A 16,216-nucleotide genomic window follows, 5' to 3' on the forward strand; every position below is an offset into this window, starting at 1 on the left:
CAACTCGTTAATATCTGTTATAATACCTCTTATCTTAACCATTTCTCCAGCTTCATTATAAACTACTTTACCTTTACAAAGCCCCCATACAATGCTACCCCCAATGCCTTGAACAGAGACTTCTCTACTAAAGACATTCTTTTTACCTTTTTGACACGCCTGAACATCTTTTTCTATTCCCTCTAAAGCTTTATATTTAATCACTTCTTTATAAGGCACATTTCCCTCTAACTCATCTTCTGCCTTTATAATGTCACTCCATTTTCCTGTGATAAATACCATATCTGTATTTAAATCATACTCCCAAATCGTTTCTTCTATATCAGCTAAAGTTTCTCTATAACGCTCTTCACTTTCACTTAACGCAGCTCTACTCTCTCCAAGATTCTTGATCATTTGATTATAATGTTTTGCCAAACTTCCAAACTCATCATTTGCGACATATTTACAATATTGATCAAGTTTGCCTTTAGAAACCTCTGTCATTACAGTTACCATTTCCTCTATAGGATCTGTAATTCTTCGAGACAAATGTATAATGGCAATACCTAATACAAAAATCAAAAAGGCAATCGTACCTACAACAATCCCCAATTCGGTTACTGCTTGATTTTGTACAGCTTTAGCTTTCTGTTCTACTACAATAATCCATCCAACATTAGAGAGTCGATAAAACGCCATATAGTTTAAAACTCCATTATCCATTCCAGCCATTACCCAACGATTCATCTTTGATATAGGTCCTTCTCCTTTTAATACATTCATAACTTGCTCATCTTCTAATTTCTCACCAATCTTAGCTTGTTCTGGATGTATAATGATAGTGCCCTCATCATCTACAATATATGCACAGCCTCTTTCATTCGACTTAATCTCTTCTACGACTCCCCCAAACACCTTGTTTTTTATAACCTTACACACTGCACCCAGAATTCTCCCATCATCATCTTTTACAGGAACAGTGATATCTGTATTTTCCTTTTTTCTTGTGTTATAATATTCTTAAATACACTCTTTCCTTTTAAAACACCTTTAAAATCTTCATTGATACTCATATTACTTTGAATATACTTTTGTTTACTACTTGCAATAATTGCACCTTTACAATCAATAATATAAACACCGCAACACTCTTCCTCATTTTCTTCTATATGCTTTAGTAAACTTTCTACGTCACCTAACTCTCTACTAACCCCCTCATCATCTTTACTCTGTCGCTTTTCCAAAATGTTTATTACTGTTTTATCCACACTTAATATTTTAACTTGTTCTTCTTTCGTTCGTACTAATATTTCCAATGCTCTTCCTTCAATTGTAGCCACTTGATTCATAGTCATTTGAGCTTTCTCAGCCAACGTTTTAGAAGAATATATATAAATCATAAACGCTAAAATGATTAAAGGTATACACATCAAAGTAATCATTGTTAATGATAATCTCTTCTTAATCCGCACCAATAATTCCTCCCAAACTTATATAATGATTCTCCCAGGTTAGCAACGTCCCCCAACTTATGCCATATCAATAAATCCTATAAGCCGTTTTAACTTTTCGGAATTATTAAAATTTTTATCAAGATAATTATATATCATTAACTATACTTTTAACAATTAATTTCTTAACAAAAAAGAAGATTACCATTAACTATTGCTAATGGTAATCTTCTTTTACATTTCTCTTCTACCTTCAAGGGCTCTAGATAAGGTAATCTCATCCACATATTCCAGATCTCCACCAACTGGAACTCCATGTGCAATACGTGTTGTTTTGATTCCTAATGGTTTTAATAATTTACTAATATACATTGCAGTTGCTTCCCCCTCGATATTAGGGTTTGTTGCAATAATTACTTCTTCTACTTCTTCTTTACCAATACGTTCTAAAAGCTCTTTAATTTTGATATCACTAGGACCTACACCCATCATTGGTGAAATTGCACCATGTAAAATGTGATAAAGTCCTTTATATTCTTTAGTTTTTTCATAAGCCGCCATATCCCTAGAGTCTTCAACAACCATAATCTGATGATTTGATCTTTGAGGATCCTTACATATAGGACATAGTTTATCATCTGTAATTGTACAGCATCTCTCACAGTAACTAATATTTTTCTTAGCTTCTACAAGAGTATTTGCAAGTTTTTCAACTTTTTCTTGTGGTAAACTAATAATATGGAAAGCAAGTCTTTGGGCTGATTTAGCACCAATTCCCGGAAGTCTTGAGAGCTCTTCAATAAGAGCTACCATCTTATCTCCATAATATCCACTCACTAAAATAATCCTCCTGTTGGAAGCCCTCCTGTAAGTCTACCCATTTCTTTTTGAGTAAGTTCATCAGCTTGACGAACAGCTTCATTTACAGCAACTAAAACTAAATCTTCTAATGTTTCAACATCATCTGGGTCTACTACTTCTGGTTTGATTTTGATAGATTTGATTTCTTTTTTACCTGTAATTACAACTTCTACCATTCCGCCGCCAGCTGTAGCTGTAAGCTCTTTAGTTTCTAAAGCAGCTTGTGCTTCTTCCATTTGTTTTTGCATTTTTTGTGCTTGTTTCATAAGTTGTTGCATATTAGGCATGCCACCAAAATTTCTCATTATTCATCCTCCTAGATTTTTATATCAGTACTATCTATTATACCTATTCTTATTAATAATACAACATTTTAACTACGAACTTCGATATTAAAATTGATTTTTGATTCAATATTTCTTAAAACTTGAGAAATATCCTTAACTTCCGTTGTTGGACTTGGACTTGAACCATAAGTCTCTATACACTTATTAGCATATTCCTCTGCTGTCATTAAACGTATTTTAACTTCTTTTCCTGCAAAGTTACAAATAGCTTTTTCCATTTTTTCAAAGCTTTTCTTCACGCCAAATTCCATTGGCTGCTTATAAACAATATATAAAATATCATCTTCAATATAACCAGCTTCTGTGGTAGCATATACAGTTTTAAGCGTTGTCTGTTCATCAAGAGAATGTAATACTTCCTGCCATCTTGCTACAAGCTCTTTTATATCCTCTGGTACAGCTTTAGGTAGCCTTGTAGGCACAACCTCTTTTTGCGGTGCTTGTTGCACGACTTGAGCTGATGCTGCTTGAATGCCTTGAGCCATAAGTTTTTCAAGCTTCTGTTCTAGCATTTGCATCTTCGTCATCATACTTTCTGCCGAATCATCCATTTGCACTTCACAAAGTTTAAGTACTGCTACCTCCAATAATACTCTTGGAGAAATAGCCGTCCTTAGTTCATACTCTAGAGTCCCAAACTGCTTGATATAACGCATAATCTCATTCGTACTAACTAGTTCAGCTTGTTCCTTCAAAGCTGCTATATACTCATTACTATAATCTAACACTTCTGATGAATTATTAGTTGTTTTCGCTACAAGTAAATTTCGACTATGCTCTAAAAGATCACTTGCAAATTGCCTAATACTTCGTCCTTGACTATTTACCTCATCACATAACACTAATACTTTAGCAGCATCCTGACTTTTAATAGCATTAATCATATCAAACAATATGCTACTATCTACTGCACCTACTAAATAAAGCACTTTTTCCATTGTAATGGTTTCATCAAAATAAAACGAAATACATTGCTCTAATATACTAAGGGCATCACGCATGCCACCATCTGCAATTCTAGCAATATATGCTAACGCCTTTTCTCCAATATCTATCTTTTCCTTATCCATATAAGTTCTTAAACAATCTTCTATTTCTCTTGCGGAAATACGCTTAAAATCAAAGCGCTGACAACGTGATAAAATAGTAACCGGTATTTTCTGTGGATCTGTTGTTGCTAAAATAAATATAACGTGTGCAGGCGGTTCTTCTAAAGTTTTTAATAAGGCATTAAACGCACCAATAGATAGCATATGCACCTCATCAATAATATAAACTTTATATTTTCCTACAGCCGGTGTATATTTAACTTCCTCATTAATTTCACGGATATTATCTACACCATTATGTGATGCAGCATCCATTTCAATAATATTAATCCCCGTACCATCTTGAACTCTCTTACAAGTTTCACACTCACCACAAGCTGATCCATTAACTGGTGCTTCACAGTTTACAGCTCTTGCAAAAATCTTAGCAATAGATGTCTTACCTGTTCCTCTGCTTCCTGTAAATAAGTAAGCATGAGCCACACGATTTGAGTTAATTTGATTTTTTAATGTTCTTACAATATGTTCTTGCCCTACAACATCATCAAAAGTATGTGGTCTATACTTTCTATATAACGCTAAGTAACTCATGTTTCCCCCTTTCTAGAAAGCTTTTTGCCTTCTTTTAAAATCTTCGCTATTTTTTAGTATACCACATTTTTATATTTTCTAATACTCTAGTCCTCTTACATCATATATATGATTACTTTTAATTCAAACTAATTTTTTTATTTTTTCATTTTTACTTTACATATTATTACTATCTTCTCATATTTTGTCAGTAAATAAATGGGCAACTAATTAATATTATTAAGTTACTTACTTATAATATTAATTAATGGCTTCCTATGAAAATCTAGTAATTGATATGATTCTAGATTCACAAAAATTAATTACCGAAAGGAATCTCAATGAAAAAGCAACATATTAAGTATCCAAGCATTTTGGTATTACTTTTAGTAATTTCAATTGCTGGATACTTTACTTTCAACACAACTAATTCTGTATCTAATATGACACTTTTAGATACTTCACTTAACACAAATGCCTATGTCTTATCAGAAGATAATTTTGAAGAACAAATGCTTGAAGTTGTAGAACCTTACATAGCATCTGTCACAACTTCTGGTTATTTCATCTCTAATGACTATACCGATATTTATTATGAGTACTATACAGTACCTTCTGCAAAAGGCAATATCGTTGTCTCTCATGGCTTTACAGAATCATTAGAAAAATACACAGAACTAGCTTATTATTTCTTACAAGAAGGCTTTAATGTTTATATTATAGACCATCGCGGACATGGTTTATCAGAACGCACAACAAGCGATTTATCTTTAGTAGATGTTAAAAGCTTTGATAATTATATTAACGACTTATATACTTTTATCAATGAATTTATTACTTCTAAACAAGATGATTTACCACTCTTCTTATTTGCTCACTCAATGGGGGGTGGAATAGGAACTGGCTTATTAGAAGCATATCCTGATTTATTTGATGGGGCAGTACTTTCTTCACCTATGTTAGGTATTAATCTAGGATCTGTTCCAAAGTTTGCAGCAAATATTATTTCTAATACTGCTACACTTTTAGGTCAAGGTAGTCAATATATTATTTCACATAATCCATTTAATCTTGAATATGAAACTTTTGATGCTAGCTCATCAAGTTCTCTTGCACGTTTCAACTACTATCTTGATAAAAAAATAAATAACAAACACCTTCAAACAAGTGGTGCTTCATATTCTTGGCTTAAGGAAGCACTTTACGCAACACACAATATGATTAAACCTGAAAATCTAGAACGTATTACAACACCTATCTTACTTTTCCAATCTGAAAATGATAGCCTTGTATTACCTGGCCCTCAATATGCATTAGTTAATAATGTACCAAGCGCAGAACTAATTTTTGTACCAGAAGCTAAACACGAATTATTTAGCACACCAAATGAATTATTTATTCCTTACCTCAATACAGTACTTGATTTTTATACAGCACATATTGAGTAAAACACAAAGAGTTGTAACCCAATTGGGTTACAACTCTTTTTATTTTATAATACACTTATAAACAAGCTACATTTTTAAATTAATTTCCATAATATATATACTAGAACATCTTTGAGAGGTTTATATTATGTTAGAGTCACTTTTACTAGTTCTTTCATTATGTATCGATGCCCTTGTTGCTAGCTTTGCATATGGTACTAATAAAATTAAAATTCCTTTTATATCAGGCACAATTATATCCATTATTTCAACAGTTTTTTTATTATTAGCTCTAGGACTTGGCTCATGGTTTAAAGGATTTCTTCCCATAGGCATAACCAGTTTTCTCTCTTGTGGCATTTTACTTATCTTAGGTATAAGTAGACTTTTCGAAGGTATATTAAAAAACTTTTTAAATAAAAAAGCCTCTGATCCAAGTCATATTGAGTTTAAGCTCTTTGATTTCAAACTTATCCTTAATGTATATGCAGATGCTACAAAAGCTGATTTGGACCATTCTAAAGTATTAAGTACTAAAGAGGCTACTTATCTAGGTATCGCACTCTCCTTAGATAGTTTAGTAGTTGGTCTAGGTTTCGGCCTTAATACCATCGATCTATTACAAATCACTTTAATTTCTTTAATTTTACACGGCCTTGCAATTTTCTTAGGTGTATTATTAGGTAAAAAATGTGTAGAAACTTTAGATGTAGACATTTCTTGGCTTAGTGGTTTCATTCTAATTTTATTAGCCATTTTAAATATATTATAGTCATTGTACAAAAGGGAGAAATTAACTTCTCTCTTTTGTTACCTTTAACTCTCTATTTTTTGATTATAATTCACAAATATATATTATTTATATTGAATATTTAAAATTATCTAGAAATATATTGAATATAATTGTAAACTATGCTATATTTTTATATGTACACTCACTTTTCAAATTTTTTAATAAAGAAGGTGCTTATATGGATTTAGTTAACAGATTTATTCCTAATAATGTACCATGCAAATATACGTTAGAGAGTATTAATGAAAGTTCATTTCCACAATGTATCGCACATAATGATAAATTTAGCATTATTCTACTAGAAAAAGGTTCTGGCAAATGTACTATCAACGATTTAACTCTTACACTTATTGCACCAATGGTATTATGCATAAATGAAACAGAAAAACTTACCATTATTAACAGCAAAAATCTTCATGAACAAGTTCTTTCTTTTCATCCTAGTATAATTAATAGTTCTTTTAATTTCGAAACTGTAAGACAATTTGATCATACTTTTTCAGCTAATGACATTGAAGTGGCTCTTAAACTTTCTATATTCTTTAAACGAAGTGCTACTTATGTAGGACAAGTTAAATCCTCTGAACCCGCACTTAAACAACTCCAAAAGTATATGTTACTTCTTAGTAATAGTAATATTATAAACTATGGTACACATAACACAATTTATAGTATGATTACTTACATCGAAACACTTGTAAAAACAAATGCTATTTTATCTGAATCATTTGTTGCTGACACTTCACTAGAAATCCATGACTTACTTTTATACTTACATGATAATTTCAAAGAAAAAATCACAATTCCCCACCTTAGCAAAGTATTTCACATTAACCGCACCACACTTAGCGACCGCTTTTATAGTGCAACTGGGGAAACAATTATCACTTATCTCAATAAACAACGTATTAATATGTCAACTATTATGTTAAGAGATACAACTTACTCTATTTCAGATATTGCGACAGATGTAGGCTTTAATGATACTGCATATTTTGCTAAACTGTTTAAAAAATACATTCATCATACACCATCTGAATATAGACAACGTTATCAAGCCTTAACACATAATTAATTCACTTATGAAAATGTTAGGATAAATATAAAGGAGCGCCCTTAATTTCACCCTTAAGGGCACTCCTTTATATTTATTCTAATCTTATTAATAAGACATTTTGGCAAAACAAAAAAACGAGCTTTCGCTCGTTACGTTCATTATTAATTAATCCGTGCACTTCGCTTCGACAATAAATTACACGCGTTACTCTAGCAGTAAACTCAAACTAGGCACCCTCACGGCACATAGGCGGGCTTGCTTAGTGCTGCTTCCTTCCGGACCTGACACGGTTCACAAGTGTCTATTGCGTAAGACCCAACTCTCATCGCCACTTACTAAAGGCAGACCATACAACTTAATGCCTCAGACGAAGCATCACCCTTGCTATAGCGGATTGCAAGTACAGGGCACCGCTGCCTCCCCAGCTAGCACGGAAATTGTTTGACTGATTTATGTCACAAAGACATTTTAACAGCTTTCATGTTATATGTCAATTACTGTTTTTAATTACTAATTTTTTAAAGAAGAACTTCTTTAAGTGCTTCATATTGTTTGTCAGCTACGACTCTCATAATTTCAACTGTTGTTCTTACAACACGTTCTGCATCAAAGTGTTCTTCATCAGCTGGGAAGAACATAGAGGCTACAACACCTTTATCTGCTGTTAAAACATATTTTACTGTTGGTAATTCTAAGTTAAATTTATTGATAAGCTCTAAAACAGCTACTTTTTTATCTTCTGCTACTTCTGGTGCTACTAAAACTTGTGTCCCAACATATGGTGTATCATCTACATTGATTACAACTGGTTTATTATCACCTTTCATAGGATAAATAGTTCTGAATAAAATTACTTTTTCTTGTTCTTCTTCTTTGAACATTTTAATTACATCTTTTTCGATCATATAATCTCTAATCATTCTTGCTTTTTTGTGTCTTGGATAAGTTGCCATAATTGCGCCTCCCTATATTATTCCTTAGTTTTTTTGTTTCTCATATTTTTAAAATACTGCTTTAATAAATCACTTGATTCCTCTTGACCTACTCCTTGGACAACTTCACATCGATGATTTAAGGCTTCCATTTGTAATACGTTAATTAAAGAGCCTCCAAAGCCTGCTTTTGGACTTGTCGCCCCAAATACAACTCTTGGGATTCTAGCTTGTACAATTGCACCTGCACACATAGGACATGGTTCTAATGTGATATAAATTGTACATTCTTCTAAACGCAATCCCCTATACTCCCACAAGCCTCATTAATAGCAATTACTTCAGCATGAGCTAATGAATTCTTATCTGTATTTCTTCTATTACAGCCTCTTCCAATGATTTTACCATTATGAACAATAACTGCTCCTATTGGAGTTTCATCTAACTCATACGCCTTTCTAGCTTCTATAAGCGCTTCATTCATAAACAGAATATCTTCTTCCATGATGTCTCCTTTTAATAAGTCCTTAGTAATAGTCTTATTGTGTTTCATATCTAAATTATATAATTTTTATAGCATCTTTCCATAGTAAATGTGCAAGAAGTATAATTTTTTGTATTGTGCATATCCTATCTTTATTCTGGAATGGTGGTGACAATATGAACATAACAAATAATCTTGAAGATAATGTCCAAAAAATTCGGGCTGCCCTCAAGTTTGGTGAAAGCTTCGATGTACTTGAACGAATTATTACAGTACATAATACAACTTTTTATCTTTATTATTTAGATGGCTTTATGAAAGACACTAATCTTGAATATGTCCGTAGGGATATGGTCAATATTAGTGATGATATATTTAAAACTATTAAAAGTGCTAAAGAGCTCAGTGAAAAGGCCATTAGCAGCGTTGAAGTAGTTACTGAAAAAAACTTAGATAAAATTATTATGGCATTACTTTCTGGACAAACTATTTTATTAGGACCTAATTTTGATGAAGCACTTATCATAGATGTTAGAACCTATGAAACGCGTGGCACCGAAGAACCAGAAAAAGAAAAAAGTGCTCCGTGGTGCCCATGATGGTTTCGTAGAAACTTTAGTCATTAATACTTCTCTTATTCGTAGACGTATTAGAGACCCACATCTTGTATTTGAAATGAACTCCGTAGGTGACATTTCCCGCACAGATGTAGTCATTGCCTATATGCGTAACAAGGTAGATAAGAAAACTTTAGATAAAGTTAAAAATTCTATTAAAGCTTTAAAAACAGATGCCCTTACAATGGGCGATCAAAGTTTGGTAGAGTCTATTCACTCTTATTCTTCTTTTAATCCATTTCCAAAAGTACGTTATACTGGGCGACCTGATGTTGCTGCTGCGCATATTATGGAAGGCAAAGTTATTATATTAGTTGACAATACCCCTACAGCACTTATTTTGCCTACAAATATTTTTGATTTCATGCAATCTGTAGATGATTATTATATGCCTGTTATTACAGGAAATTATTTAAGACTCATTCGTTACATTGTTTTCTTTACTAATTTACTTATATCACCGCTATTTATTTTATTTACAGATAATCCGCAGTGGATTAGAGAAAGTGCTTTATCATTCTTACTCCCTGATGTCTCCTATACAATACCGATATTCTTGCAATTTATTATATTAGAGATTGCCCTAGATGGCTTAAATCTGGCCTCACTCAATACACCTGATGCATTAGGAACTTCTCTTTCTATTATTGGTGGTCTTATCTTAGGTGATTTTGCTGTTACTACTGGATGGTTTATTCCTCATACCATCTTATATGAAGCTGTTATTGCTATTTCTAGCTTTGATCAACCTAGTATAGAACTTACCTATGCTTTTAAATTCTCTAGATTACTTTTGGTATTTCTTACAGGAATCTTTGGACTATGGGGATTTATTGCTAGCTCTATTATTATCATCGTAATAATTACCCTTACTAAAACATTTACCGGTGAACCTTACCTCTATCCGCTTATTCCTTTTAATGCTAATGCCTTACGTCATCTCTTATTCCGTACCCGTATAAGAGATAAGCAAAAGGTAGACACCAAATAAATAATAGGGGGTGCAGCAAAATTTTGCTGTACCCCCTATTATTACACAAGTGATGTTGTGCACTAACACATTTTCTTTTGCTAATCTACTAATTTCACTTGCACATGTCCTATATTTAAAAGTTTTTGAATCTCTACTGCTTGCATATCTAACTTTTCTGCATAGGTTTCACGTTCTACTGCAATGTTTTTAAGTGCACTAACTACTGCTTCATAATCATTTTCTTCTTTGATTGTAGCAATCTTAGCTTCAATTGCTGCAATTTCGCTACGAATATTAGATACTGCATTTACCTTAGCCTCACGCTGCTCTTGAAGCGCTGCTATTTGATCTAATTGATTTTGTGACACTTCTACATAATATGGATATTCATTCCCTTTATTATTTATCTTAGTGCCTTGTAATGTAATATTCACATAGTAAACACCTGGTGTTGAAAACTGGCTTGTTGTCAATTTAATGATATACTTTTGACTAGATGGTTTAAAGTTACCAAATAACCCTGTTGTAGGAATAGATGCTTCATATTCTCCATCCCCGTAAGCTTTTTCAATATAAAGGGCCATATAAGCATATCCAGTAAGATTTCCAAGTTGACTTTCCACTTCACTTACTGCTGATTGTGCATTTTTAAGTTCTACTTCTTTGACTTCAATATTCTTTTTAGGCTCGTTAAGTTGTAATTCTATAGCTGATTTTTTATTTTTAAGATCTACTTCTTTACCATCTAACTCGCTATATTGTTTACGAATTAAATGTACTTCACTATATATATTATTGAAACTTGTATATGTTTTTGTATCTATAATATTATTACGATTTAAAAATTCCATTAAATCTTTAAGCGTTTCTAACTGAATTGGGCTAGTCTTTAACTTAGCAAAAATCATTTCTTTTGCTTTTCTTGGTTCTAATTTCTTAAAAATAGTATCTTTCTTTTGAGCTAAAGTAATCTTTAGACTCTCTTGAACCGTTGCATTACCAGCCCTACCTTATTAGATTGTATCCCTTGTCCGTCTTTCCTCTCCACTACTAGCTGCTCATTATTTTGATTTGCTGCTATTTCTCCTTTTGAAGTTTCTTTTTCATTTCCATAAACTAATAGTCCATACACATCAAAATTAAATTTATCTAATAGTAACTGTTTTGGATATACACTTGTAATTTTATAAAATTGATTTACAAATTCATCATTTAAAGCTGTCTTATCTTTGAAATAATTTCCTAACATTTCATCCACAAGCATTTCATCTAAACGTTTGAAATAACCTGAATAAACTTCTTCATCAATATTATCTAATAAAATAGTAGATAATGTATTTTTATTCGCAAAGAATAAATTGCGCTTATTATATTGCTTAATAATATCCTCTTGAATTTCTGGAATAAATTCATTGAAATGAGTTTCAAAAAATACCTTTACTTCCTCACTCATATCTTGCAATAAATACTCCATTCCTTCTGAAAAACACCAACCATTTTGATTTTTAGTACTTTTGAGATCGTGTTCCATTAACTCTATTACTGCAGGTGTATTGGCTTGCATTTTATAACTCATCAATTGAAACACCTTTATATTAGCTGTTATAACACCAGCAAGTATAGCAATTGACAAGCCACCTACTATAATCCATTTGTATCTTTTTAATGCCTCTTTAAGTTTTCCCATATATCCTCCTTATCTAGATTAGTATTTTAACAAACTGTATTTCATAGCTATTTTATATCATATCTTTCGACCTCTATATTATAAAATAAACAACATAAGATTACAATTTTTTCAAACTGCTATGTACCTTATAAATTCTAACATCTCTTATATTTATGCTGACTTTAAATGTACGCCCATCACCTTGTTTTTTACTTCCAACTGTATTATTCTTATTATGTTCTGTTTTGCAATATTCTTTCCCGAGTATGGTCATCCTTTCTTCATTAGACCATACTCTTTTTATTGATATTTATTCTAAGCTTTTATTATGTACACACTACTATTTTGTGCATAACAACTCATAAAAATGAATAATTATTTAAATTTGTTATTGCTTTTTTATGTTAATTCATTTATAATGATTTTACTTAATAGACATAAAAATTTCACTAAAGGGGATTCAAATAAAATGTATCTTATACGTAAACAGCATGCTCTGCTTAAATTTATTATTCCATCTTTAATTGGTATTTTTTTATTCATGGTACCTTTTCCAAAAGACGGTTCAATTACAATTCCAGTAGCTATACTTTCTAAAGATTTACAAAACTTATTATCAAATTATATACCGAGTATTTTATTTATACTTGTTTTAATTTCAGCAGTTGGAACACTTGTTACTAAGTTATTTAAACCTAAATTTATCGTAAATAATCATTTCCTATATAGTTTATTTAATCCATCATGGCTTTGGACAGTTATTCGTTTATTAGGTTTCATCTTTGTTAGTATCATTTTGCTTACTTCTAATAATATATTACCTAATATTCCCGTCGTAGAAATAATTACTTCTAGCGATACAGGATCTATGGTTATGAACGATTTACTTCCTGTATTATTTGCAATCTTCCTGTTTGCAGGATTATTTTTACCATTACTTTTAAACTTCGGTTTATTAGAATTCATTGGTGCTTTACTTGTTAAAGTTATGCGTCCTGTATTTAACTTACCAGGTCGCTCTGCTATCGACTGTATCGCTTCTTGGTTAGGTGATGGTACAATCGGAGTCCTTCTTACAAGCAAACAATATGAAGATGGCTTCTATACTCAAAGAGAAGCTACAGTAATCGGAACAACTTTCTCACTTGTATCTATTACATTTAGTTTAGTTGTTATTAATACAGTTGGACTTGGAGATATGTTTATCACATTCTACTTAACAGTAACATTTGCAAGTTTAGTTGCAGCTATTATCTTACCTAAGCTTCCACCACTCTCAAATAAAAAAGATATTTTATTTGATGGTTCAAAGCCTAAAGCAGCAGATGAAATTCATCATATAAACTTTAATCAAAGCTTAAATGCAGCACTTGAAACAGCTGAAAAACAAAATTTATTCCAATGCATCGTAGTAGATGGTATTAAAAATGTGATTGATATGTGGCTTGGCGTAATTCCTGTTGTTATGGGAATCGGAACTATTGCTTTAATCTTAGCAACTTATACACCACTCTTTAGAGTTCTTGGCTTACCTTTCGTACCAATTTTAAACTTACTCGGTGTTCCAGAAGCTGTCGCAGCTTCCCAAACACTTATTGCAGGCTTTGCAGATATGTTACTTCCATCTATTATGGCTGCTAATATCGAAAGTGATATGACAAGATTCATCATAGCTAGCGTATCTGTATCACAACTTATCTACTTATCAGAAGTAGGTGCCCTTTTACTTGGCTCTAAAATCCCAGTAAAATTAAGCGAGTTATTTATGATTTTCTTAGAAAGAACACTTGTTACACTGCCAATCATTGCAGTAATTGCACATTTACTTTTCTAAGAAATTTCTTATATACATCAAAAGAGGTATGTTGAAACTATTGTCAGTCTCAACATACCTCTTTTTCTTCTCTAACATATGTTAGCCCTTTTCAATAATAAAAAAACCTTACTTAGCTACTCACTAAGTAAGGTTTTTTCATCTATGTTAGTTGCTAGATACAATTCCGCGAGCTGCATCTACTGTTACAACTGATCCTGTTTTAAGGATTTCTGTTGCATGGTGTGCACCAATGATTACTGGAATATCAAGTGCAAGACCAACGATAGCTGCATGCGAATTTAATCCTTCGTTTTCTGTGATGATACCTGCTGCACCTCTAAGAAGTGGTAATAACTCATTAGTTGTTTGAGAAATTACAAGGATATCTCCTTCATTGAAGTTATCGATAGCTTCTTGTACGTTGTTTGCTACACAAAGGTTACCGCAAGCTGTTTTTGTTCCAATTCCTGTACCAGAAATTAAAACGTCACCAATGATATCAACTTTAATCATGTTAGTTGTTCCTGATACACCTACTGGTACACCACTTGTGATAACAACTAATTCACCATTTGAAACCATACCTGATTTTTCTGCACATTTTAATGCATCTGCGAACAAATCTTCAGAACTAATGTGCTCTTCGATTAAAATCGGTCTTACGCCCCATACTAATGCCATATGACGGTATGTGCTTTCAGATGTTGTACATCCAAGAATTGGTGAAAGTGGTTTGAACTTAGAAATCATTCTAGCTGTTCTACCTGATTTTGTTACTGTAACGATGGCTGCTGCATTTAAGTCATGTGCTGTAGTACATGTTGCATGAGAAATAGCTGTTGTTACATTTGTATGTCCTTCATTTCCTTTTTGTTTGAAACGTTTTACATAATCGATATCTGCTTCTGTTTTAAGTGCGATTTTTACCATTGTTTGAACAGATTCTATTGGGTATAAACCAGCTGCTGTTTCACCTGATAACATGATAGCACTTGTTCCATCGTAGATAGCATTAGCTACGTCACTGATTTCAGCTCTTGTAGCACGTGGGTTTTTCATCATTGAGTCTAACATTTGTGTAGCTGTAATAACTTGTTTTCCAGCTGCTGTTGTTTTCTTAATGATCATTTTTGGATGGCTGGTACTTCTTCACCAGGAATTTCAACACCCATGTCTCCACGAGCAACCATGATACCGTCAGATACACGGATAATTTCGTCGATGTTGTTTACACCTTCACGGTTTTCGATTTTAGAGATAATGTTGATTGAGTGACAGTTATGTTCTTCAAGAATTTTTCTTATTTCAAGAACGTCATCTGCACATCTTACGAAAGATGCAGCGATGAAGTCGTATCCTGTTTGAATACCGAAGATGATATCTGATCTATCTTTTTCACTTAAGTAAGGCATTGAAAGGCGTGTTTGTGGTAAGTTAACACCTTTGTTATTTGATAAGTTTCCACTGTTAAGTACTTTACAAACGATATCTGTTTCATCTACAGAGATAACTGATAATTCAATAAGACCGTCATCAAGTAAGATTGGTGTTCCTACTTCAACGTCTTTTGGTAATTGTTTGTAAGTAATACTTACGATTTCTTGTGTTCCTTCTACATCTCTTGATGTAAGTGTAAATTGATCACCTTTGTTAAGTGTAATTTTACCTTCTTTAAATTGACACACGCGTACTTCTGGACCTTTTGTATCTAATAAAGCTGCGATTGGTAAGCCTAATTCCTCTCTGAATTTAGCAATTCTATCAAAGTTAACTTTGTGTGTTTCATGTGTCCCATGAGAGAAGTTGAATCTTGCTACATCCATCCCCTCTAACATTAATTGTTTTAAAATATTGTCGTCTTGTGTTGATGGACCTAGTGTACATACAATTTTAGTTTTTCTCATATTAGTCTTTCTAGTCTCCTCTTTCAGATTTTGCTTCGTAATATGCTTATGTGAATTTTATGCGCATTTTCGAGCTTATTATACCATATACTTCTCATAATTTACATAGCTTATGCAATATAAAATAGTTCTTGTCAATTAACATTTTATTCTATATTATCCAAATCATTATTTTTTATTGTTTTATATATGTATATTTTAAGTAATTTAGTCTAATTTATACTCGATTCCTACTATAATAAAGTACCAAAACATATTACGCATTGTATAACAATAACAACATT

At 32.3% G+C, this 16,216-nt stretch carries 14 protein-coding genes, 1 other RNA gene and 2 pseudogenes; 6 read left to right on the forward strand and 11 right to left on the reverse strand.

The window, feature by feature from the left end; translation table 11 throughout:
- The 5 genes from JCM14822_RS10895 to dnaX form a co-directional block, all read right to left on the reverse strand.
- Positions 1–921: HAMP domain-containing protein (locus tag JCM14822_RS10895; RefSeq protein ID WP_157047725.1), on the reverse strand; the 921-nt coding region annotated here is incomplete at its 3' end.
- Positions 922–950: 29 nt separating this feature from the next.
- Complete coding sequence (locus JCM14822_RS10900; protein ID WP_054742303.1) at positions 951–1,454, reverse strand: hypothetical protein; 504 nt, start codon at positions 1,452–1,454, stop codon at positions 951–953.
- Positions 1,455–1,667: 213 nt separating this feature from the next.
- Positions 1,668–2,246, reverse strand: a complete 579-nt coding sequence (gene recR, locus JCM14822_RS10905) for a recombination mediator RecR (RefSeq protein ID WP_054742359.1) — start codon at positions 2,244–2,246, stop codon at positions 1,668–1,670.
- Positions 2,247–2,269: 23 nt separating this feature from the next.
- Complete coding sequence (locus JCM14822_RS10910) at positions 2,270–2,599, reverse strand: YbaB/EbfC family nucleoid-associated protein (RefSeq protein ID WP_054742306.1); 330 nt, start codon at positions 2,597–2,599, stop codon at positions 2,270–2,272.
- 68 nt (positions 2,600–2,667) lie between these two features.
- The gene (dnaX, locus tag JCM14822_RS10915) at positions 2,668–4,281 is read right to left on the reverse strand and encodes a DNA polymerase III subunit gamma/tau (protein ID WP_054742308.1); all 1,614 of its coding nucleotides are present in this window, start codon (positions 4,279–4,281) and stop codon (positions 2,668–2,670) included.
- 320 nt (positions 4,282–4,601) lie between these two features.
- On the opposite strand from dnaX, the gene JCM14822_RS10920 reads away from it, so the two are divergent.
- The 3 genes from JCM14822_RS10920 (at position 4,602) to JCM14822_RS10930 (ending at position 7,555) form a co-directional block, all read left to right on the forward strand.
- Entirely contained in the window at positions 4,602–5,708 is a 1,107-nt protein-coding gene (locus JCM14822_RS10920; RefSeq protein ID WP_054742310.1) for an alpha/beta fold hydrolase, read from the forward strand.
- A gap of 127 nt (positions 5,709–5,835) precedes the next feature.
- A complete protein-coding gene (gene ytaF, locus JCM14822_RS10925) occupies positions 5,836–6,459 on the forward strand; it encodes a sporulation membrane protein YtaF (protein WP_054742312.1) in 624 nt (207 codons plus the stop codon).
- 199 nt (positions 6,460–6,658) lie between these two features.
- Entirely contained in the window at positions 6,659–7,555 is an 897-nt protein-coding gene (locus JCM14822_RS10930; protein ID WP_054742314.1) for an AraC family transcriptional regulator, read from the forward strand.
- Between the two features lie 152 nt (positions 7,556–7,707).
- Here the strand turns inward: JCM14822_RS10930 and ffs are convergent.
- The 3 genes and pseudogenes from ffs to tadA all read right to left on the reverse strand — a co-directional run bounded on the left by ffs (position 7,708) and on the right by tadA (position 8,974).
- Positions 7,708–7,971: signal recognition particle sRNA large type (gene ffs, locus JCM14822_RS19360), an RNA gene on the reverse strand.
- A gap of 84 nt (positions 7,972–8,055) precedes the next feature.
- Complete coding sequence (locus JCM14822_RS10935; RefSeq protein WP_054742318.1) at positions 8,056–8,490, reverse strand: hypothetical protein; 435 nt, start codon at positions 8,488–8,490, stop codon at positions 8,056–8,058.
- Between the two features lie 17 nt (positions 8,491–8,507).
- Positions 8,508–8,974, reverse strand: a pseudogene (gene tadA / locus JCM14822_RS24535) (tRNA adenosine(34) deaminase TadA).
- Between the two features lie 155 nt (positions 8,975–9,129).
- On the opposite strand from tadA, the gene JCM14822_RS21885 reads away from it, so the two are divergent.
- Together JCM14822_RS21885 and JCM14822_RS10945 are read left to right on the forward strand one after the other, a co-directional pair.
- On the forward strand, positions 9,130–9,552 hold the full coding sequence (locus JCM14822_RS21885) for a spore germination protein (RefSeq protein ID WP_242861483.1): 423 nt from the start codon (positions 9,130–9,132) through the stop codon (positions 9,550–9,552).
- The gene (locus JCM14822_RS10945; RefSeq protein WP_242861484.1) at positions 9,482–10,561 is read left to right on the forward strand and encodes a spore germination protein; all 1,080 of its coding nucleotides are present in this window, start codon (positions 9,482–9,484) and stop codon (positions 10,559–10,561) included. The genes JCM14822_RS21885 and JCM14822_RS10945 overlap by 71 nt, the downstream gene beginning before the upstream one ends.
- 80 nt (positions 10,562–10,641) lie before the next feature.
- On the opposite strand, the gene JCM14822_RS10950 is transcribed toward JCM14822_RS10945, so the two are convergent.
- Together JCM14822_RS10950 and JCM14822_RS10955 are read right to left on the reverse strand one after the other, a co-directional pair.
- Complete coding sequence (locus tag JCM14822_RS10950; RefSeq protein WP_054742319.1) at positions 10,642–11,451, reverse strand: hypothetical protein; 810 nt, start codon at positions 11,449–11,451, stop codon at positions 10,642–10,644.
- Positions 11,452–11,516: 65 nt separating this feature from the next.
- Positions 11,517–12,230: a hypothetical protein gene (locus tag JCM14822_RS10955; RefSeq protein WP_054742320.1), complete on the reverse strand. Its 714-nt coding sequence runs from the start codon at positions 12,228–12,230 to the stop codon at positions 11,517–11,519.
- Between the two features lie 451 nt (positions 12,231–12,681).
- Between JCM14822_RS10955 and JCM14822_RS10960 the strand changes: the two genes are divergently transcribed.
- On the forward strand, positions 12,682–14,046 hold the full coding sequence (locus JCM14822_RS10960; protein ID WP_054742321.1) for a YjiH family protein: 1,365 nt from the start codon (positions 12,682–12,684) through the stop codon (positions 14,044–14,046).
- A 147-nt stretch (positions 14,047–14,193) separates the two neighbouring features.
- On the opposite strand, the pseudogene pyk reads toward JCM14822_RS10960, so the two are convergent.
- Positions 14,194–15,932: pseudogene (gene pyk, locus JCM14822_RS24540) on the reverse strand (pyruvate kinase).
- Positions 15,933–16,216: the final 284 nt, after the last annotated feature.

The organism is Cellulosilyticum ruminicola JCM 14822 (assembly GCF_001311925.1).
Taxonomy (GTDB): Bacteria; Bacillota; Clostridia; order Lachnospirales; family Cellulosilyticaceae; genus Cellulosilyticum; species Cellulosilyticum ruminicola.

Bases quoted from the DNA above. Each gene is read 5' to 3' on its own strand.
- JCM14822_RS10920 (WP_054742310.1), top strand. From the start codon at position 4,602: ATGAAAAAGCAACATATTAAGTATCCAAGCATTTTGGTATTACTTTTA.
- JCM14822_RS21885 (WP_242861483.1), top strand. From the start codon at position 9,130: ATGAACATAACAAATAATCTTGAAGATAATGTCCAAAAAATTCGGGCT.
- JCM14822_RS10955 (WP_054742320.1), bottom strand. From the start codon at position 12,230: ATGGGAAAACTTAAAGAGGCATTAAAAAGATACAAATGGATTATAGTA.
- ytaF (WP_054742312.1), top strand. From the start codon at position 5,836: ATGTTAGAGTCACTTTTACTAGTTCTTTCATTATGTATCGATGCCCTT.
- JCM14822_RS10935 (WP_054742318.1), bottom strand. From the start codon at position 8,490: ATGGCAACTTATCCAAGACACAAAAAAGCAAGAATGATTAGAGATTAT.
- JCM14822_RS10950 (WP_054742319.1), bottom strand. From the start codon at position 11,451: ATGATTTTTGCTAAGTTAAAGACTAGCCCAATTCAGTTAGAAACGCTT.
- JCM14822_RS10945 (WP_242861484.1), top strand. From the start codon at position 9,482: ATGTTAGAACCTATGAAACGCGTGGCACCGAAGAACCAGAAAAAGAAA.
- JCM14822_RS10930 (WP_054742314.1), top strand. From the start codon at position 6,659: ATGGATTTAGTTAACAGATTTATTCCTAATAATGTACCATGCAAATAT.
- recR (WP_054742359.1), bottom strand. From the start codon at position 2,246: ATGGTAGCTCTTATTGAAGAGCTCTCAAGACTTCCGGGAATTGGTGCT.
- JCM14822_RS10960 (WP_054742321.1), top strand. From the start codon at position 12,682: ATGTATCTTATACGTAAACAGCATGCTCTGCTTAAATTTATTATTCCA.
- dnaX (WP_054742308.1), bottom strand. From the start codon at position 4,281: ATGAGTTACTTAGCGTTATATAGAAAGTATAGACCACATACTTTTGAT.
- JCM14822_RS10910 (WP_054742306.1), bottom strand. From the start codon at position 2,599: ATGAGAAATTTTGGTGGCATGCCTAATATGCAACAACTTATGAAACAA.